25 protein-coding genes are annotated in these 18,234 nt (G+C 56.0%); 17 read left to right on the top strand and 8 right to left on the bottom strand.

Going from position 1 to position 18,234, the window contains the following annotated elements; genetic code table 11:
* Positions 1–35 precede the first annotated feature (35 nt).
* On the bottom strand, positions 36–650 hold the full coding sequence (locus P346_RS18785) for a TetR/AcrR family transcriptional regulator (RefSeq protein WP_032657353.1): 615 nt from the start codon (positions 648–650) through the stop codon (positions 36–38).
* 208 nt (positions 651–858) lie between these two features.
* Positions 859–1,653, bottom strand: coding sequence for an SDR family NAD(P)-dependent oxidoreductase (locus tag P346_RS18790; protein WP_032657350.1), 795 nt, complete (start codon positions 1,651–1,653; stop codon positions 859–861).
* Positions 1,654–1,749: 96 nt separating this feature from the next.
* Between P346_RS18790 and P346_RS18795 the strand changes: the two genes are divergently transcribed.
* A complete protein-coding gene (locus P346_RS18795) occupies positions 1,750–2,118 on the top strand; it encodes a MerR family transcriptional regulator (protein WP_032657347.1) in 369 nt (122 codons plus the stop codon).
* Positions 2,119–2,162: 44 nt separating this feature from the next.
* On the opposite strand, the gene P346_RS18800 is transcribed toward P346_RS18795, so the two are convergent.
* Positions 2,163–2,477, bottom strand: a complete 315-nt coding sequence (locus P346_RS18800) for a PTS sugar transporter subunit IIB (RefSeq protein WP_032657345.1) — start codon at positions 2,475–2,477, stop codon at positions 2,163–2,165.
* A 112-nt stretch (positions 2,478–2,589) separates the two neighbouring features.
* A complete protein-coding gene (locus tag P346_RS18805; protein ID WP_032657342.1) occupies positions 2,590–3,501 on the bottom strand; it encodes a LysR family transcriptional regulator in 912 nt (303 codons plus the stop codon).
* A gap of 99 nt (positions 3,502–3,600) precedes the next feature.
* Between P346_RS18805 and P346_RS18810 the strand changes: the two genes are divergently transcribed.
* The 3 genes from P346_RS18810 (at position 3,601) to P346_RS18820 (ending at position 6,036) form a co-directional block, all read left to right on the top strand.
* Entirely contained in the window at positions 3,601–4,716 is a 1,116-nt protein-coding gene (locus tag P346_RS18810; RefSeq protein ID WP_032657340.1) for an alkene reductase, read from the top strand.
* Complete coding sequence (locus P346_RS18815) at positions 4,713–5,432, top strand: SDR family oxidoreductase (protein WP_032657337.1); 720 nt, start codon at positions 4,713–4,715, stop codon at positions 5,430–5,432. Before P346_RS18810 ends, P346_RS18815 begins: the two co-directional genes overlap by 4 nt.
* 64 nt (positions 5,433–5,496) lie before the next feature.
* Positions 5,497–6,036, top strand: coding sequence for an ester cyclase (locus P346_RS18820; RefSeq protein ID WP_032657335.1), 540 nt, complete (start codon positions 5,497–5,499; stop codon positions 6,034–6,036).
* Positions 6,037–6,075: 39 nt separating this feature from the next.
* Here the strand turns inward: P346_RS18820 and P346_RS18825 are convergent, their stop codons facing one another.
* Positions 6,076–6,543, bottom strand: coding sequence for a nuclear transport factor 2 family protein (locus tag P346_RS18825; protein ID WP_023311608.1), 468 nt, complete (start codon positions 6,541–6,543; stop codon positions 6,076–6,078).
* A gap of 104 nt (positions 6,544–6,647) precedes the next feature.
* Between P346_RS18825 and P346_RS18830 the strand changes: the two genes are divergently transcribed.
* The 3 genes from P346_RS18830 to P346_RS18840 all read left to right on the top strand — a co-directional run bounded on the left by P346_RS18830 (position 6,648) and on the right by P346_RS18840 (position 9,269).
* Positions 6,648–7,232 carry a TetR/AcrR family transcriptional regulator gene (locus tag P346_RS18830; protein ID WP_032657332.1) on the top strand — a complete coding sequence of 195 codons (585 nt, stop codon included), beginning with the start codon at positions 6,648–6,650 and terminating at the stop codon, positions 7,230–7,232.
* A gap of 82 nt (positions 7,233–7,314) precedes the next feature.
* Entirely contained in the window at positions 7,315–8,322 is a 1,008-nt protein-coding gene (locus P346_RS18835; protein ID WP_032657330.1) for an AraC family transcriptional regulator, read from the top strand.
* Positions 8,323–8,438: 116 nt separating this feature from the next.
* Positions 8,439–9,269, top strand: a complete 831-nt coding sequence (locus P346_RS18840; protein WP_032657329.1) for an oxidoreductase — start codon at positions 8,439–8,441, stop codon at positions 9,267–9,269.
* 43 nt (positions 9,270–9,312) lie between these two features.
* On the opposite strand, the gene P346_RS18845 is transcribed toward P346_RS18840, so the two are convergent.
* A complete protein-coding gene (locus tag P346_RS18845; protein ID WP_032658306.1) occupies positions 9,313–9,855 on the bottom strand; it encodes a histidine phosphatase family protein in 543 nt (180 codons plus the stop codon).
* A 210-nt stretch (positions 9,856–10,065) separates the two neighbouring features.
* Here P346_RS18845 and P346_RS18850 point away from each other — a divergent pair, with 210 nt between their 5' ends.
* Together P346_RS18850 and P346_RS18855 are read left to right on the top strand one after the other, a co-directional pair.
* Positions 10,066–10,467 (top strand): VOC family protein, encoded by a 402-nt coding sequence (locus tag P346_RS18850; RefSeq protein ID WP_032657327.1) that lies wholly within the window; start codon positions 10,066–10,068, stop codon positions 10,465–10,467.
* A 65-nt stretch (positions 10,468–10,532) separates the two neighbouring features.
* Entirely contained in the window at positions 10,533–11,045 is a 513-nt protein-coding gene (locus P346_RS18855) for a GNAT family N-acetyltransferase (RefSeq protein ID WP_032657324.1), read from the top strand.
* Here P346_RS18855 and P346_RS18860 read toward each other — a convergent pair.
* Both P346_RS18860 and P346_RS18865 read right to left on the bottom strand, forming a co-directional pair.
* Positions 11,026–11,814, bottom strand: a complete 789-nt coding sequence (locus tag P346_RS18860) for a hypothetical protein (protein ID WP_032657321.1) — start codon at positions 11,812–11,814, stop codon at positions 11,026–11,028. The genes P346_RS18855 and P346_RS18860 overlap by 20 nt on opposite strands.
* 1 nt (position 11,815) lies before the next feature.
* Positions 11,816–12,013: a hypothetical protein gene (locus P346_RS18865; protein WP_023311615.1), complete on the bottom strand. Its 198-nt coding sequence runs from the start codon at positions 12,011–12,013 to the stop codon at positions 11,816–11,818.
* A gap of 255 nt (positions 12,014–12,268) precedes the next feature.
* Between P346_RS18865 and P346_RS18870 the strand changes: the two genes are divergently transcribed.
* From P346_RS18870 to P346_RS18905, 8 genes are read left to right on the top strand one after another with little or no spacing between them, the layout of a single operon-like run.
* A complete protein-coding gene (locus tag P346_RS18870; protein ID WP_032657318.1) occupies positions 12,269–12,703 on the top strand; it encodes a nuclear transport factor 2 family protein in 435 nt (144 codons plus the stop codon).
* Positions 12,700–13,419 (top strand): SDR family NAD(P)-dependent oxidoreductase, encoded by a 720-nt coding sequence (locus P346_RS18875; protein WP_032657315.1) that lies wholly within the window; start codon positions 12,700–12,702, stop codon positions 13,417–13,419. Before P346_RS18870 ends, P346_RS18875 begins: the two co-directional genes overlap by 4 nt.
* Complete coding sequence (locus P346_RS18880; RefSeq protein ID WP_032657313.1) at positions 13,416–14,675, top strand: NAD(P)/FAD-dependent oxidoreductase; 1,260 nt, start codon at positions 13,416–13,418, stop codon at positions 14,673–14,675. The genes P346_RS18875 and P346_RS18880 overlap by 4 nt, the downstream gene beginning before the upstream one ends.
* 1 nt (position 14,676) lies before the next feature.
* A complete protein-coding gene (locus P346_RS18885) occupies positions 14,677–15,399 on the top strand; it encodes a DUF1365 domain-containing protein (RefSeq protein WP_032657310.1) in 723 nt (240 codons plus the stop codon).
* On the top strand, positions 15,396–16,616 hold the full coding sequence (locus P346_RS18890; RefSeq protein ID WP_032657307.1) for an SAM-dependent methyltransferase: 1,221 nt from the start codon (positions 15,396–15,398) through the stop codon (positions 16,614–16,616). Before P346_RS18885 ends, P346_RS18890 begins: the two co-directional genes overlap by 4 nt.
* Positions 16,613–17,098: a DUF2878 domain-containing protein gene (locus P346_RS18895; RefSeq protein WP_032657304.1), complete on the top strand. Its 486-nt coding sequence runs from the start codon at positions 16,613–16,615 to the stop codon at positions 17,096–17,098. The genes P346_RS18890 and P346_RS18895 overlap by 4 nt, the downstream gene beginning before the upstream one ends.
* Positions 17,095–17,616 carry a hypothetical protein gene (locus P346_RS18900; RefSeq protein WP_032657301.1) on the top strand — a complete coding sequence of 174 codons (522 nt, stop codon included), beginning with the start codon at positions 17,095–17,097 and terminating at the stop codon, positions 17,614–17,616. The genes P346_RS18895 and P346_RS18900 overlap by 4 nt, the downstream gene beginning before the upstream one ends.
* A complete protein-coding gene (locus P346_RS18905; protein ID WP_032657298.1) occupies positions 17,613–18,140 on the top strand; it encodes a DUF3833 domain-containing protein in 528 nt (175 codons plus the stop codon). The genes P346_RS18900 and P346_RS18905 overlap by 4 nt, the downstream gene beginning before the upstream one ends.
* Positions 18,141–18,234 lie beyond the last annotated feature (94 nt).

Below are 18,234 nucleotides of genomic sequence, written 5' to 3'. Positions count from 1 at the left end.
CTCTGACTAGTGACCAAAATTGTCAATGGTCACAATTAGGGGGCCAGGCTTCTTAAAATCAGTGAAGAGAGAAGCACCGCCGCCGTGGGGGCCATTTCGAGGTTGTACTGCAGCTGAACGGGGTTAATGTAAGGGCACATCACCATGTAGACGGCAAATGTGACCTCATCCAGCGGCGTTTTTCTTTCAAACTCGCCGGCCTGCCTGCCTTCGATAATGATGCTCTCGATAAGCTTCATCAGGCTTTCACTGTACTTTTGGGTTGACGGCCACTGCTCCTGCGCGGCGACGGCGGCGATGTCGTATAGCTTACGGTCGTGGAAAAACAGCTCGCTTCCCGCCTCGGTGAGCGCTTTGAAAAGGCGGCGTAATTTTTCGCTTGCTGAAGGCGCATCCTCGATGGCGGAAAGCACCGCCGCCATGATCAGCTCCAGGCGGTTAGCGCAGATCACCTCGCCGATAGCCTGTTTGGAGTCGAAAAACTTATAAATGTAGGACTTTGAAAAACCGATGGATTTAGCCAGTTCGGCGACGGTGGTTTTTTCATAGCCGTAGTGACCGAAGTGCTCAAAAGCGGCTTCGACGATTTGCTCTCTGACAGCGTGGTCAAGGGGACCACGTGATGATGGGGGATTCATATTTTTAGTCATTATTTAAGCTTAGCGTGACAGGCTATGATTAACAGCGAGTGACCATTTCGTATTTTGGTTACCGTCATTCATCATGCGCCGTTCAGACGGGACGATCAACCAGGTGGGGTAAGTGTATCACTGTTTTTCGTGCACTATGGCATCTATCTGTCTGCGATAAGCGAGGATTTCAGCGCAACTTCCTTGCGCTGAACAGAACCGTTTTTGCTTAGGCCGAGCGCGGGCGCAATATTTTTTCAACGATAAGCACCAGACGCCTGCGCGTCACGAACCGGTGTAGCTGCCCCAGAAGCCAGTTACCGCATCCGGTAATCAGGTAGCTACGGTTACTCTCAACGGCCTTCAATGCCAGGGTGACCACCCTGTAAGCGGGCATCCGTTTACCGACCGAGGCTTCCTCAGCATTCACCACATCAAAAAAGGCCGTATCCGTTGCGCCGGGGCAAAGCGCGAGGACGCGGATGCCCTTTGAGCGATACTCTCCCCACAGCGCGTTCGAAAACGAGAGCAGGAAGGCTTTAGTTGCGCCATAAATCGCCATATAGGGATCCGGTTGCATCGCGGCCGTTGAGGCAACGTTAATAATTACCCCGGAGCCCTGCTGCAGCATTCCCGGCAGCAGGGCGTGAGTCAGCTCCACGGGGGCCAGACAGTTCACGTTTATCTCATCACGCTGCCTGTCGATCGACAGCTTTTCGAATGGCCCGTAGGTGGCAAACCCGGCGCAATTGATCAGAATGTCGGGGAAACGTCTTAAGGTTTCAAGCCGTTCCACAATGTGGGGAATGGCTTCCTGCTTCACTAAATCCTGCACGATAATCGTGATCGATACGCCGTGCTTTCTGACCAACTCTGCGGCAAGCGCCTGCAGCTTTGGCTCGCTGCGGGCGACGAGGATCAACGCCGCGCCGCGGGCGGCGAGCTGCCGGGCAAAATCACGACCTATGCCCGAAGATGCTCCGGTAACCAGCGCTGTTTTTCCTGTATAATCAAAAGAATTCATATGGTTAATCCCGTTTCCCTAACGTATGCCGCACAGGATAAACCGTGCACTTAGGTACAGGGTCAAGCGTGATTTTTACCAGGTGAGGGCGACGCGATGCGAATTGGTGAACTGTGTGCGAAAACGGGATTGTCGAAAGAGACGGTGCGTTACTATGAGCGACAGGGGCTATTAGAGAATATCCCGCAGCCCAATCGCAGCAATAACTACAAAGTTTATTCCGCCGTCGATTTACAGCGTTTAAACATGATCAAGCATGCCAAAATGCTGGGCTTTACCTTAGCCGAAATTGCAGAGGTTTTAGCTGTCTGGGTTGACGACAAATTTACCGCTGAGCAAAAACAGGCTTCTCTGCGCCGCAAGCTGCAGCAGCTTGAAGAGAAAGAAGCGGCGTTAATTGAACTCAAAGCCAGGTTGAAAAACGCCCTTAATAAGGTCGGCCAGCCTTGCGTCGACGCGTTTTGATCGCCGGGCGAGAGGAGGCCGCAAAACCGATGCGGCCTTATCTGTCAGGCAGCCAGTTCAGGCATCTTTTCCTTCACAAAATTCAATACGTTCCTCGCGTCGAGAGAGGCATAGGGCAGGCTCTCAATAATGGCGATTGAGCGCGTATTACCCACCGTTTCTTTTATCTCATCGAGCTTGTACTGAATGTGCGGCGCGACGAGAAAACCATCGAAAGCGGGAGCGACGCTGGCGAAGTTATCCAGCCCAACAGCGCTAATCATCAGCGGATAGCCTTCGCTTTCTGCCAGAGACTGCATCTTCTTGGCGAGAGAGTTTGCGGTATTACCAAACAAACAACAGATCAGAAGCTTTTTCATATTTTGTACCTCCTGAAAACCGCACACAGAGTAGTCCTGAGGTTGTCTGCGAAATGCGCGCCATCTCTTATTTTTGCGATAAATTAACCGCAGCTGCCTGACGCGATTTAATTTAATGTTTTTTCAGCCAGTCGAGAAAAAACTGGCTAAAAGCCGTGACCTGAAGCGGCTGCAGTTTGCGCTGCGGGTAAACAAGCTGCAGGCCGACATCTTTGCGATCGTATCGGCTAAAGCCGGTGAAGCTGTCGGCAAACAGTACCGTGAGCCTTCCGGTTTCAACATCGTCTTTGACGTCCCACCACGATTTCCCCGCGATGCCAGCCCCGCTGAGTGCCCACTGACGAAGCAAAGCCCCGTCATCGCACACCATGGCCGGCTCTACGCGAACGACGCTTTCCTCGCCATCTTTTTTAAAGCGCCATTCGTTCATCACCACGCCCTGAGACTCCAGCGCCAGGCACCGGTGCTGAGCTAAATCGGCAAACGTGGCGGGGATGCCGCATTCGTTAAGATACGCCCCGGAGGCGACCAGCACCCGATGGTTCGGGCGGATGTTTCTGACGACAAGGCTGCTGTCCGGCAGGTTGCCGAAACGCACGCTCATATCCAGCCGGTTAGCGACCAGATCCTCAACGTGTTCTCTTAACGAGATGAAAAATTTAACCTCAGGATGGCGTCGGGAGAATTCCACAACGGCGGGGCTAAGATACTGTCGGCCAAAGTCCGAGGGTGCAGAAAGGCGAATGTTGCCGCTGAGCACGCCTTCTTTTTGCGTTAATAGCGACTCGGCGTGATGAACTTCTTCCAGCACGCGCAGCGCGGCATGATAAAACTCTTCCCCGGCGCGGGTCAGCGTGATGGACCGCGTTGAGCGGTGAAACAGGCGCGTCTGGTAACGCTCCTCAATCGCCTTCAGCCTGGCCGTCATGGTGGCGGGGGAAAGCGACAGGCGTCGCCCGGCGGCAGAAAGACCGCCGGCCTCGGCAACTTCAACCAGCAACGCCATGTCTTCGAGTTTACCCATTATTCATATTTTCCGAAAAGTGCATCTGATTTTAGCGTAATTATCAAAATAAGATGGCGCCTGTAAAGTGATTTCATCCAAACCATAAGGGATGAAAACATGCAACGTATCTCACTTTTTGAACGCTACAGGCTGGGTCAGCGGGAACTGAAAAACCGTATCGTCATGGCGCCGATGACCCGTGCGCGCACCCTGCAGCCGGGAAATATTCCTTCAGCGCTGATGGCGGAGTATTACCGGCAGCGGGCCAGCGCCGGATTAATCATCACGGAAGCCACCCAGATTTCGCCTCAGGGGCAGGGATACTCATGGACGCCCGGCATCCATTCGCCTGAGCAGGTTTCAGGATGGCAGCTCACGACGGGCGCCGTGCATCAGGCGGGCGGGGTGATTTTTTCGCAGCTCTGGCACGTCGGGCGAATGTCGCACCCCAGTTTTCATCAGGATGGTCAGCCCGTCGCCCCGTCAGCACTCGCGCCGGACGCGCAGGTGTGGGTGGTGAACGAAAAGGGCGAAGGCCAAATGGTTGACTGCCCGCAGCCGAGAACCCTCTCGCGCAAGGACATTCACAGCATCATCGCGGACTATCGTCAGGCGGCAGTGAATGCCGTTCAGGCCGGGTTTGACGGCGTGGAGGTTCATGGCGGAAACGGCTATCTGATCGACCAGTTTCTGCGGCAAACCTCCAACAAACGCACGGATGAGTACGGCGGCACGCTGGCGAACCGGATCCGCTTTGCTCAGGAGGTGTTAAGCGCCATTGCCGAGGCTATTGGCCGCGAGCGTACGGGCATTCGCCTTTCCCCGTTTATTACCCAGCGCGGGATGAACGATCCGCAGGTGACGGAAGCCATACTCGCTCTCGCGGCCTGGTGTGAACAAAAAGGGATTGCGTTCATCCACCTGGCGGAAGCCGACTGGGACGATGCGCCGCAGGTACCTGAACAGTTCCGTCAATCGCTACGCGAGACGTTTAGCGGAACCCTTATCGTCGCGGGGAACTATGACCTTGAAAAAGCGGAAAAGATCCTGGCTGCCGGCTATGCCGATTTGATTGCCTTCGGACGGCCGTTTATTGCCAACCCGGATTTACCCCACCGGCTGGCGCACCAGCTGCCTCTGGCGCAGGTGCGCGATCCCGCCACGCTGTTTGGCGGCACCGCGACGGGATATACCGATTACCCCATTTACACCCTGCAGGAGGAAACGTTATGACCCGTAAAACCTTAATTATCGGCGGTGCTTCCGGCATTGGTTTCGCCGTGGGTAGCCTGCTTGCCGGGCGCGGCGAGGAAATTATTCTTGCGGGCCGCGACGGCGCGAAGCTGGACGCTGCGCGGCAGCGGCTGAGCGCCCATGCCGCATCTGTTCACACCCTCGTGCTGGATATCAGCCGTGAGGCAGAGCTTGTCGCACTCGGTGAAACGCTGGGTGAGGTCAATAATATCGTCGTTACGGCGGGTTCACAGGCTCCGGGAGGGCTTCTTTCCGGGCTGGATCTCCGCGCGGCAAGGCTGGCCTTTGATACAAAATTCTGGGGAAGCATCAGTGTCGCCCGCTATCTCAGCGGAAACATCGCCCCCCGCGGTACGCTGACGTTCACCAGCGGGTTCGTGGCGCGTCGCACCGCGGCGGGCGCCATTGTTAAAACGACGATGAATGCCGCCATCGAGGCCGCGACAAAAGTGCTGGCGAAAGAGCTTTCACCGTTGCGCGTCAACGTCGTGAGTCCGGGGCTGACAGACACGGAAGCGTACGCGGGTATGGACGCCGCCGCGCGGGAAAAAATGCTCGCTGGCGCGGCGGAAACCCTGCCAGCCAAAGCCTGGGGAAGGGCGGAGGACATCGCGCAAGGGTATCTTTTCGCCATTGATAATCCTTTTGTCACGGGGTCGGTCATTGATATTGAGGGCGGGGCGTTAATTAACTGACCTTCTCTGATTTGAACCGCAGGAAATCGACTGCGGGTAATGTAATATTCTATTGAGAGATATCATGAAATATACGACGTATTTTCATTCGGCTGTAGCGATGGTTATTTTTGCAGGTCTGTCGGGCAATGCTATTTCCGCGCAGGGGGAATGGCTGCAGCCGAAACGGATTATTGTGGACAACAGCCTGCCGCAGGCGAAATTAAAGGCGAATGAAGCCGTCGCCAGAGAATATGCCTCATTCTGGAACACGGGTAATGAAACCCTGGCGCGTAATGCCCTGGCGGTAAGCTTTATTGATAAAACGCCTCCGGAAGGGCGTAAGCAGGGACCGGAAGGTGCTATTTTAGCTTCCCGGGCGTTTCGCGCAGCCGTACCTGATTTACGCTGTGACGTTGAGCAAATGATTATTTCAGGCGATCGCGTGGTTTCGCATTTGCATTTTCACGGCAAGTTCACCGGAACATTTGGCAAGCTGAAAGGAAAGGGGCAGAAAATAGATTTTATCGCCACCGATATTTATGAGATCGCTGACGGTAAGATTGTGGCTAACTGGCACATTGAGGACAACCTGACGCTGATGAAACAGCTGGGTGCGCTGTAAAGTCATCACTCCGGGGCGGCCCGGAGTGATGCGAAAATCCTATAAGCCAAGATCGCTCAGCGAAGGGTGATCGTCCGGGCGTCTGCCCAGCGGCCAGTGGAACAGCCGCTCAGAGGCTTTTATCGGCATATCGTTTACGCAGGCAAAGCGGCGCTTCATCAGCCCGTCCGGCTCAAACTCCCAGTTTTCATTGCCGTAAGAGCGGAACCAGTTGCCGGAATCATCATGCCATTCATAGGCATAGCGCACCGCGATCCGGTTCTCCGTAAATGCCCAGAGCTCCTTAATCAGGCGATAGTCCAGCTCTTTTTTCCATTTCCGCTCCAGAAACGCCTGGGCTTCTTCACGGTTGGTGGCGAACTCTGCGCGGTTACGCCATTGGGTATCCAGCGTATAGGCAAGCGCGACTTTCGCCGGGTCGCGGCTGTTCCAGCCATCTTCTGCCAGTCTGACTTTTTCGATGGCGCTTTCACGAGTGAAGGGCGGTAAAGGAGGACGTGTGTTCATTGAGATTACCTCAGCGTTATATTAAGTAGACAGGTCTGTCTACTTGCGGTAATCTATGCCTGTAAAATAACGCTGTCAACATTCTTTTTTGAGGCTACCCAAAAGTGAAAACAGAACCCGCAGGCAACGATACAAAAATCAGCGTCAGAGATAAGATATTACTCACGGCACACGATCTGTTTTATTCCACGGGCTTCAGGGCGACGGGGGTGGATACGCTGATTAAAGCGTCTAAAGTGACCAAGGTGACTTTCTATCGGCATTTCCCCAGTAAGAGTTTGCTTATTCTCGCCTATTTGCACTATCGGCATGAAATATGGATTAGCTGGTTTGAAACCACGCTGCATCGACATCTCGATGAAGGCGAAATACCTGCCGATGCGATATCTGCAACGCTTTACGAATGGTTTATTTCGCCCGAGTTCCACGGCTGCGCGTTTATTAACGCCAGCGCAGAGGCGAAATCGGAAGATATTGAAAGCGAAATTAAAGAGATTTGCCGCAGTCATAAGTCAGAAACAAAGAAAATTATTGCCTTGCTGACGAAGAATTCCGATGAGCGCATCGTCAATGAAATCATGCTGCTCATTGACGGCGCAATTATTCATGCACAGATGGGCATGGATACGGATGATGTCGTCACTTCGTTGAAGAGGGCATTAGCCGCAGCGTTATCAGTGGGCAAATAAAGTTTACACCTGCGACGACTGACAAACGTCCGCAACGCAACAACACTTAGTGTTGAATAACCTTCACACCGGGAATGAGCAAATGGCCTATAACCGTACTTTCGCCCTCGATATAAGCTGGAAAACGCTGCTGAAAGACGCGGGGCTTGAGCCAGAACGCATTCTCCGCAGGGCAGGATTACCTGACGATCTCTTTTTGCAAAAAACGCGCGGACTCGATACGGATGAATACATCCGCTTCTGGAACGCGCTGGAGGCCGAAACGAACGATCCCGCCTTTCCCGTACCACTTATTGAATCGATCTCTGCGGATATTTTTGATCCGCCACTTTTTGCCGCACTCTGTAGTAGCAATATGATGCAGGCTGTCCAGCGTCTGGCCAGATATAAACAGCTTATTGCCCCCATGGTTCTGGAGACAACGGTCGACCAAAACGGCAACCTTACCGTTTCACCGCGCTGGCTTTTTGCGACGAATCTCCCGGTGTTTCTGCAGGTGGCAGAGTTGGGTTTCCTGCTCAAGCTTCTGCGGCTGGGGAGCCGCGAACGGGTTAATCCCTTACGGATCTGCGTTTCTGCGCTACCGTCAGCGGTTCAGAACAGCCACTTTTCTCGTTTCTTTGGTACTGACGTGCAATACGGAGAACAGCCCGCCATCAGCTTTTCCGCAGCCGATGCGCTTCGGCCCTTTTTAACGGTAAATGAGGGGATGTGGCAGGTATTTGAACCGGAACTGCAGCGTCGTCTCGGTCAGTTAAATGAACAGGCTTCAACCGCCGAGCGCGTTCGTGCGGTACTCCTGGAACTTATTCCCGGTAACGAAGCGACAATTGAAAAAGCGGCGGAGCGCCTGGGCATGAGCAAACGCACGCTGCAGCGCAGGCTTGAGCAGGAAGGGGATAATTTTCGTAACCTCGTCAACGCCTGTCGTGAACACCTGGCCCGTCATTATCTTCTCAATACGCGCCTGTCCGGGTATGAGATCGCATTTTTGCTGGGGTTCGAAGATCCTAACTCATTCTATCGCGCATTTATGGCCTGGACGGGCCAGACCCCTGAAGCGGCCAGGATGGCCATGCGCCTTGAGTAAACACGGGCATATTTATCGCTATGATGGCGCAGTTTGCGAGTCATGTGGCGCGATACGCTAGTTAACGTTGGGCCGAAGGAGGGCAAACTAACGACAGTCTACTCACCGAGGTATTTATGTTTACTCAGGACAAGAAAACCGCGCTGGTCACCGGTGCATCGTCAGGTATGGGCAAAGTCATCGCCCGTCGTCTTATTCAGGATGGCTATCAGGTTTACGCTGCTGCCCGCAGCGTTGAGAAAATGAACGATCTCGCCCAGCTTGGCGCGCGCCCTCTGCGGATGGATATCTCACGTGATGAAGACATTTTGGCTGCAGTGGATACCATCGTGTCGCAGACGGGTGGGGTTGACGTACTGGTCAACAATGCGGGTTTTGGGCTTTATGGACCGGTAGAAGAGATCGGTATTGATGAAGCTCGCTATCAGTTTGAGGTTAACGTGTTTGGCGCAGCCCGCCTTACGCAACTGCTGCTCCCGGCCATGCGCGCCAGACGCAGTGGCTACATTATCAACATCACTTCGATAGGAGGGAAGATTTACACCCCTCTGGGAGCCTGGTACCACGCAACGAAACATGCGCTCGAAGGATGGTCTGACTGTCTGCGTCTTGAAGTGGCTGAATTTGGCATTAAGGTTGTGATTGTTGAACCGGGTTTAATCGAGACTGGCTTTGGTGATGTGGTCAGCGGCAATTTTGTCAAACGTTCAGCAAGTGGCCCTTACGGTCATCTGGTAGCGAACGTGGCTAACTCGGTCAAAAATGCTTATGGAAATGGCAGAGGCAGCGACCCGAAGGTGATTGCGGACGTGGTTGCCCGCGCCGTTAAAAGTCCTCATCCGCGTACGCGCTATGCAGCCGGCAAGTATGCCAGGATGCTCATCGGCATGCGCGTCTGGTTGGGTGACCGTCTGTTCGATCGCATTATTCTTAGCCAGACCCGATGACCCGAGCGCCGAGGATTAAAAACCCTCGGCTCCGCATGTGCCGCTACACAACGCTGTAAACACCCGCTCCCCAGTACCCCTTACCCGTGCGAGTCTGTTCTTTCCAGCCTGATGCGATCAGTTCTTTTGCAATAAACCGATTGATGATCCCATGCCCCATGAGCAAGACGGGGCCATCGGAGCCCTTAGCCGCCGTCACGAGGATCTCAGCCGCCTTAGCGGCACGTTTTTTAGCAACGCTTACGCACTCTGCCTCGCCAGACAGGCCGCAGAGCCAAAGAACGCGAAACAGCGCCGCCCAGTAAAAAGGTGAGAGCCGTAACCCAGGGATACGAAATACCGGCAGTTCCGCTTCCCGAAAAACCTCATCAATTAAGCCCGGTTCACACCCCAGCGTTTTTAACGATGAGAGGGCTCGCGGGAGAGGACTGCTGAGAAACGTGAGCGCGCGGTACGCGAGGATTTGCGCCATTTCAGGCGGCCTGTCGCTGCCCGTTGAAGAGAGGTTGTAGCTGTCGATCCACTCCGCCATTTCCCTGCACGACACTTTTGGCTCACCTCTGTGCTGAGGTTCTCCATGCCGCATCAAAATAATTTCCATATGTTTTTTATCACCCATCATCCCTTCATCAGAGGCAGAGTAGCGCGATCGGATGAGGTTTTTCACCCACCCGTTTTGGTGTGTCTGAACCTGGAGCGGACTTAGCAGACTTATCAGTCTGTGAAATATTTTCATGCGCGCGTATTCTGTGGGAATGCGCTGAGCATAACCATTTAGGCTAAAGGAAAACGAAAAATGAGAACACAGAAGCGATGCCTTGGCTGCGTGGCTATTGTGGTTGATGACTACGATCGTGCCATTGAATACTACACGGATAAGCTGGGTTTTACCCTTGTAGAAGATACGCCTCAACCGGGTAAACGCTGGGTGGTCGTCTCACCCAACCCGGAAAGCGACTGCAACATTTTGCTGGCTCGTGCTTCTAACGAGAGGCAGGAAAGCTTTATCGGCAATCAATGCGGCGGCAGAGTTTTCCTCTTCCTTCAGACGGATGATTTTTGGCGCGATTACCGTGCCATGAAAGACAAAGGCGTTCATTTCTGCGAAGAACCTCGTGAGGAAGAGTACGGTACGGTGGTGGTGTTTGAAGATATTTACGGCAACCGCTGGGATCTCTACCAAAATGCCCAACGGTGAATGACGCCGTAAAATTGTTGTCATTTGCCGTTCGTTAACCCGGGTTATTAACAAGGATACCGTCCATGACTCTTCGAATTCGACAGGCCACCGGGGCCGATTCAACGATTTTAAGCGAGCTGGGATACCGAATCTATCCCGCCCATTTTCAGCATCTATGGGTGTCAGACGCAGAGATGAAGGATTTTCTGCACGGCGAGTACGCGCTTTCCGTACTTGAACACAGCCTGAAAGAGAACGCTGTTTCCTGGTATGTTGCTGAGACCGATCGGCCAGTGGGATTCATGAAAGTGACCTGGGAAGCCGTGCTCCCGGAAACGGACAAGAATGGCGTTCTCCTCAACAAGCTCTACCTCGATCCCGCCGAGACCGGCAAGAACTATGGCCAGGTGATGTTCAACAACATCACCGACATGGCCCGGAGCAGGGGGAAAGACTATCTCTGGCTGGAGGTGCTTGAGCAGAACGCGGGAGCGTACCGGTTCTACCAGAAGCAGGGCATGCTCTGCGTTAAGAACGTCCTTTTCGAAACCGCTTCCCAGCAGAGCATTCTCAGAATTATGGGGATGTCTCTTTAGAGCGAGAGCTCTCGTCGCGCTGTGCCAGCGATAGCGCGCTGGCGCTGGCGGGATCGAACAGCGAGAGGCTCTCAATCTGATTGAGTAAAATCACCTTCCGGAATGACATGGCGCTGCGGGGCTCGGAGTCGAGCGTGATGTCATGCTCCGCATACCACTTGCTGTAGTTATTCTCGATGCGAAAGTTCATCGTCTTCGCATCTCTGTACCCGCTTAACATCGGGATCAGCACGATATTGGCCGTTTTTTCATATTCCAGCGTCGCGGTGTGGATCATGCCGACGTAAATCCGCCTCGACCGGAGCGTGACCTGCGCCAGTTCCCCTTGCTCCATACACTGGTACAGCAGCTGTTCAATACCGCTCGACTGCGCCAGACGTTTGTAGAGCTTTTTCCGGCTTTCACCGTCCAGCCTGGCGCTGCCTGCCCAGTTAGAGCGGTAGAGGCAAAACAGGATGGCAAACGCCAGCATCACAACCACCGGCGCCTGAATGCCTAAAAAGCTCCAGTTCATAAAGTCGATTTGCCAGTCGGTATATTTCGGCGAGGCAAAGTGAAAAGCGTTGTTGGCCGCAGAAAGGGCGAGCAGGAGCAGCCAGAGCAGACCGGTGGCAATCACGCCTTGCAGAACGAAAATACAGCCGTACAGCGCCACAAGAAAATAGACGTCCCAGCCGAAGGAACGCTTGATTTTAAAGCGGGTCGACAGGTCGCGGCTGGTGTACCAGTACCCGCATACCATCAGCACCATAAATATCGCCGTTCCCATATCAGGCCCTCTTCAGCATGTTGACGTGACGCAGAAAATCCTGCCGCACCTCGTTGCTTTTGTAGTTCACCGAGGCGTTCCCGTCCTGGTCGATAATGATGCGATCGCCATCTTCGACGGCTTCAATGATTTCCTGCTGGCTCATCACCTGCAGTAAGGATTCCGGGCTGGAGAAAAGAGAGAGAAAGAAACGTTTCACGAGGACATCCTTATGAATAAAAAGGATAAGCCTGGAAGAAGACCGGGGAGTTTGCCTTAAGGATATCCTGAAAGTTAAAGCCGGGTGGCGGCTACGCCTTACCCGGCCTGAAAAACCACTATTTTGCACAAATTTAAATTATTGATATATAGCAAAAATAAAAAATAAATCTCCACAAACTTGGACAAATAACGTTAATTGTGTAAGTTTTAATTATGCGATTACGCCACGTTGTTTACAGCCAGGATGTGACCCATGAGCACTTTGCCCTTTGTCGTGAGTCGGTTTGTTGAGTACTACGCCGCACTGGATAGCCAGCCGCCGTCCGCGCTGGTGGGGCTTTACCATTCGAATGCCACGCTTATCGATCCGTTTGGCGAGCATAACGGGATTTTCGCGCTTCAGCGCTACTTCACCCATCTTCTGGCCAACGTCGAGCATTGCCGTTTTTCGATCGATACGCCGCTGTGCAGCGGGAACCGGTTTGCTGTGACCTGGGTAATGCACTGGTCGCATCCGCGCATTGCCGGGGGAGAGCCGCTCGAACTGCCGGGATGTTCGGTGGTGGACACGGAAAACGATCTCATTATGCACCAGCGCGACTACTACGATGCGGGAGAGATGATCTACGAACACCTTCCTCTGCTGGGCTGGGCGGTACGCGGCGTGAAGCGGAGGGTCAAATCATGAAAACGGTGCTGATCACCGGCGCAAGCTCGGGCATCGGTGCCGGGCTGGCGAAATCCTTTGCCGCAGACGGCTACCACGTGATTGCCTGCGGACGCGATCCGGCGCGCCTCGAAGCGCTGCATCAGACCTGCCCCAATCTCACCGTTCGCCTGTTCGATATGACAGACAGGGACGCCTGTCGCCAGGCGCTGACCGGCAGCTACGCCGATCTGATTATTCTCTGCGCCGGTACCTGCGAATATCTCGATGGAGGCGTGGTGGATGCGGCGCTGGTGGAGCGGGTTATGGCGACAAATTTCCTCGGCCCGGTGAACTGTCTTGACGCGCTGCAGCCGCAGCTGACGGCTGGCAACCGCGTGGTGCTGGTGAGTTCCATGGCCCACTGGCTGCCTTTCCCACGGGCAGAAGCCTACGGCGCGTCCAAAGCGGCCCTGAGCTGGTTTGCCGAGAGTTTGCGCCTGGACTGGGAGCCAAAAGGGATTGCCGTCACGGTGGTCTCCCCGGGCTTTGTTGATACGCCGCTGACGCGCAAAAACGACTTTGCCATGCCGGGCAGGGTGAGCGTCGACGAGGCGGTCAAGGCGATCCGTACCGGGCTGGCGGCAGGGAAAATGCATATCGCGTTTCCTGACGGGTTCGGCTTTATTTTGCGGTTGCTCTCCGGGCTGCCTGCGTTTCTTCAGCGCGCGCTGCTGCGCAGGATGGTGCGTTCATGAACATTGCGATTATCGGCAGCGGCATCGCCGGGCTGACCTGCGCCTGGCGCCTGGCCGGACACCATCAGGTGACCCTGTTTGAAGCGGGTGCCACGCCCGGCGGCCATACCGCAACGGTAGACGTCTCGACGCCACAGGGTACCTACGCGATCGATACCGGGTTTATCGTTTACAACGATCGCACCTATCCGCGCTTTATGGGCCTGCTCAGCGAGCTGGGCATCAGCGGGCAAAAAACACAGATGAGCTTTTCGGTGCACAACCCGGCGACGGGGCTGGAGTACAACGGACACACCCTGACGTCGCTGTTTGCCCAGCGTCGAAACCTGGTGAATCCGGCATTCTGGCGGCTGCTCGGGGAGATCGTCCGCTTCAATCGTCTGGCAAAACAGGCGCTGGACGGGGAGGTGGACCCGAACGCCACGCTGCAAACGTTTCTGGAACAGCACGGCTTCACGCCGTTTTTTGCGCGCCACTACATTCTGCCGATGGGGGCCGCCATCTGGTCCTCGTCGCTGCAGGAGATGAAGCGTTTCCCGCTGCCGCTTTTCTTACGTTTCTTCCAGAACCACGGGCTGCTGGATATCACCCAGCGCCCGCAGTGGTACGTGGTGCCGGGCGGCTCGCGGGAGTATATCCGCGCCATGCTCGACAAGCTGGGCGATCGTCTGAATCTGCACCTCAACGCGCCGGTGCAGCGGGTGAGCCGCCACGCGCACGGGGTTACGCTTCAGCTCGAAAACGGCAGCCATACCTTCGATCGGGTGATTTTTGCCTGCCACTCCGCCAGCGCCCTGGCGATGCTTGATGACCCGACGCCCGCGGAGCGCGAGGTGCTGGGCGATATCGGCTGGCAGCGCAACGAGGTCGTTTTACACAGCGATCCGCGCTGGCTGCCGGTGCGGCAGCGCGCATGGGCCAGCTGGAACTACCGCCTGAGCGCGGAAGAACAGGCCAGCGCCTGCGTCACCTACAACATGAACATCCTGCAGGGGCTGCCTGAGGGCAGTCCGCTGTTCTGCGTCACCCTCAATCCGGACGCGCCGGTGGATGAACGCTTCGTTCTGCAACGTTTTGTCTATGAGCATCCATTGTTTAACCCGCAAAGCTGGAGGGCGCAGGCGCGGCGCGGCGAGATCAACGGTCATAACCGGAGCTGGTACTGCGGGGCCTACTGGTACAACGGCTTTCATGAAGATGGCGTGCGCAGCGCGCTGGACGTGGTCAATGCGATAGCAGCCGGAGAGGGGAACTGAGATGAACAGCTGCCTCTACCACGGCGTCTTACGCCACCGCCGCCTTCAGCCGAAAACCCACCAATTCAGCTACAGCGTCTTTATGGCCTGGCTGGATCTCGATGAACTGCCGCTGCTGTCGTCCGTCGGCGTGCGGCGCAATCGCTTTGCCGCCGCCTCGTTCCACGACGCGGACTATCCGCTCGGCGCGCCGCTCAAAGAGAACGTGCTCAGCAGGCTGGAGAGCCTGACCGGAGAACGCCCGGACGGGCGGGTCATGCTCCTGACGCAGCTGCGCTATTTTGGCTTTCATTTCAATCCGGTCAACTTTTACTACTGCTACGACGGGAGGGGAACGCTGCGATGGGTGCTGGCGGAGGTCCGCAACACGCCGTGGAATGAACGCCATTACTATGCCGTCAACGGACAGGATGCGCAGCCCACGGAAAAAGCGTTTCACGTTTCCCCCTTCAACCCGATGGACATGATTTACCACTGGCGCTTTAACGACCCGGATAACACGCTGCATATGCACATTGAAAATCATCAGGAAGCGAAGGTCTTTGACGCCACGCTCGCGCTGCGCCGGGAGCCTTTGACGCGCCCCGCGCTGCGCTCGCTGTTGCTGCGCATCCCGCTCATGACCCTGAAAACCGTTTTTGCCATTTACTGGCAGGCGCTGCGCCTGTGGCTCAAGCGCGTGCCGCTGTATAACCACCCCGTCAGCAGGAGTGAACGCTCATGACCGATCCCGTCTTTGCGTTAGAACCCGATATTCCGCGCAACGTCCGCATCGCACGATGGCTGCTGTTTCGTCTGTTAAGCGGCATTCGCGGCGGCTCTCTCACGCTGCGTGAAGGGGCACAGACCTTTCATTTTGGCGAGACGTCCTCTGCACTGCATGCCGACGTGCAGATCCTCACGCCCGGCGTCTACTGGCGCGTCTTAACGGGCGGGAGCCTTGCTGCGGCAGAAGCCTGGATGGACGGCGAATGGGAAACTGCGCACCTTACGCCGCTTCTGGAGCTGCTGGCGCTCAACGGCGAGGTGCTTGGCCGTCTGGAAAACGGGTTCCGTCTGCTCGGCAGGCCGCTGGAGCGGATACGCCACTGGACCCGGCGTAACTCCCGCGTGCAGGCGCGCGAAAATATTGCCGCCCATTACGATCTGGGCAATACCTTCTATGCCCATTTTCTGGATAAAGAGCTGCTCTATTCCAGCGCGCTGTTTACTGGTGATGAGCAGGATCTCACGGCGGCCCAGCAGGCCAAAATGGCGCGCCTGTGTGACCAGCTGGCGCTAAGCCCGGGTGACCACCTGCTGGAAATTGGCACCGGCTGGGGCGCGATGGCGGAATACGCCGCCCGTCATTACGGCTGTCGGGTAACCACCACCACGCTGTCGCAGGAGCAATATAGCTGGGCGACCGAGCGGATCGCCCGCGCCGGGTTGCAGGATCGCGTTGAGGTACTGCTCTGCGACTATCGCGACCTCACCGGACAGTACGACAAGCTGGTCTCGATAGAGATGATTGAGGCCGTCGGGCAACGCTATCTGCCCACGTTTTTCCGCACCTGCCAGGCGCGGCTGCGCCCCGGAGGACGGATGGCGATTCAGGCCATCACTATTCAGGACCAGCGCTATCGCGACTACAGCAAAAGCGTCGATTTTATCCAGCGCTACATTTTTCCCGGCGGCTTCCTGCCGAGCATAACCGCGATGAACGAGCTGATGACGCGCCACACCGATTTCGTGGTACGCAACCTCTTCGACATGGGCCCCGACTACGCCCGCACGCTGGCCCACTGGCGGCAGCGCTTTGTCCACGCCTGGCAGGAGATTGAAAAGCTCGGCTTCGACGAACGGTTCCGCCGCATGTGGCTGTACTACTTCGGCTACTGCGAAGCCGGGTTTAACGCTCGCACCATCAGCGTGGTGCAGCTGACCGCCGAGCGCGTATGAGACGTTACCTTCAGGTCTTCCTGCTGGCCGTCGCGTTCGATCTTTACTGGGCGCTGGTGGTGCTCTTTCGCGAACAGGGCCTGATTATCTGGCTCGCGCTGGCGATCCTGGCGTGCCTGCTCTTGCCGCCTGCATACCGTTTTTACGCTATTGGGCTGGCTGCGGCGGGCAGCCTGCTGGACGCGCTCTGGGCCCTGACCGGGCTGATTGCCTTTACCGGCGAGTCCCTGATGCCGTTATGGATGGTGGCACTGTGGCTGATGTTCGCCACGGTCTGGACGCAGCTGACGCGCACCACCACGCTACCCGGCTGGCTGCTGACCCTGCTGGCCGCCGTGGGGGGGCCGGTGGCTTACCTGTTTGGCGAGCGGCTAGGGGGAATTACGTTTCTGGAGCCGACCTTTATCGTCGTGAGCTGGATGGCGCCGGGCTGGCTGGTGTTGATGCTGTTTTTCCACCTGCTGATGGGGAGACAAAAATGAGAGCTGCGGTTTTACTGCTTTGGCTAACGGTGGTTGTGCCTGCTGCCCAGGCCGCCGACTGGCTTGCCTGGCGGAAGGTGGGGGACGCCACGCTCACCTGGGGACCTTTCACCGTCTATACCTCCCAGCTGCGCACCCCGGACGGCCGTTACAGCCGGGACCAGGATCAGGCGCTGATTATTACCTATGCGCGCGACATCGATCGCGATGAACTGGTTGAGGCGACCCGCGACCAGTGGCAGGCGCAGGGGATCCTGGCGCAGGAGCCGCAAAGCGAAGCCTGGCTGCGGATGCTCCGGTCGCTGTGGCCGGATGTTCGCCCGGGCTCACAGCTGGCGTTTGTTCTCAACGATAAGCAGGGGCAGTTCTGGTATCGCGCGTCAGCGGCGCAAACATCCTTTATTCCACTCGGATCGCGCCAGTCGGAAGCGTTCAGCACCCGTTTTCTGGCCATCTGGCTCGATCCTCGCACGCAATATCCTGAGCTGCGTCAGCAGTTAATCGGAGGCCAAAAATGAAACGTATCCTGATGATGGCGCTGGCATTCACGATGCTGCTGGCGGGCTGTAGCACGGAGGTGGCCGAGTATCGCCAGCAGCAGCCGCGGCTTGATATCTTCCACTACTTTCAGGGCAAAACCGAAGCGTGGGGGATGGTGCAGGATCGCAGCGGCAAGCAGATCCGCCGTTTCCACGTTGAGATTGCCGGGGACGTTATCGGCGATACGCTTACGCTCAATGAGCACTTTGTCTACGACGATGGCGAGAAGCAGCAGCGGGTCTGGCATATTCGCCGCGTGGGGAACGATCGCTACGAGGGAACGGCAGGGGATATTGAAGGGGTTGCCACGGGGCAGGCCGCAGGCAACGCCTTTAACTGGCATTACAGCATGAACGTGAAGGCCAACGGCAGCACCTGGCTACTGAACTTCGACGACTGGATGTATTTGCAGGATGAGACCCATCTGTTTAATAAAACCGAGATGAAGAAGCTGGGCGTCACCGTCGCCACGGTGACGCTGTTCTTTACCCGTAAAGAGTGATGATGCGAGCAGTGAACAATCCCCTCGCCCCTATGGGGAGAGGGTTAGGGAGAGGGGAACATACTACTGTTGTGGTCATTCCGTTCACTTTATG

Origin of the sequence: Enterobacter sp. DC1, from assembly GCF_000568075.1 — a bacterium.
In the GTDB taxonomy this organism is placed as follows: domain Bacteria; phylum Pseudomonadota; class Gammaproteobacteria; order Enterobacterales; family Enterobacteriaceae; genus Enterobacter; species Enterobacter asburiae.
This window is presented reverse-complemented; position numbering and strand designations above follow the sequence as displayed.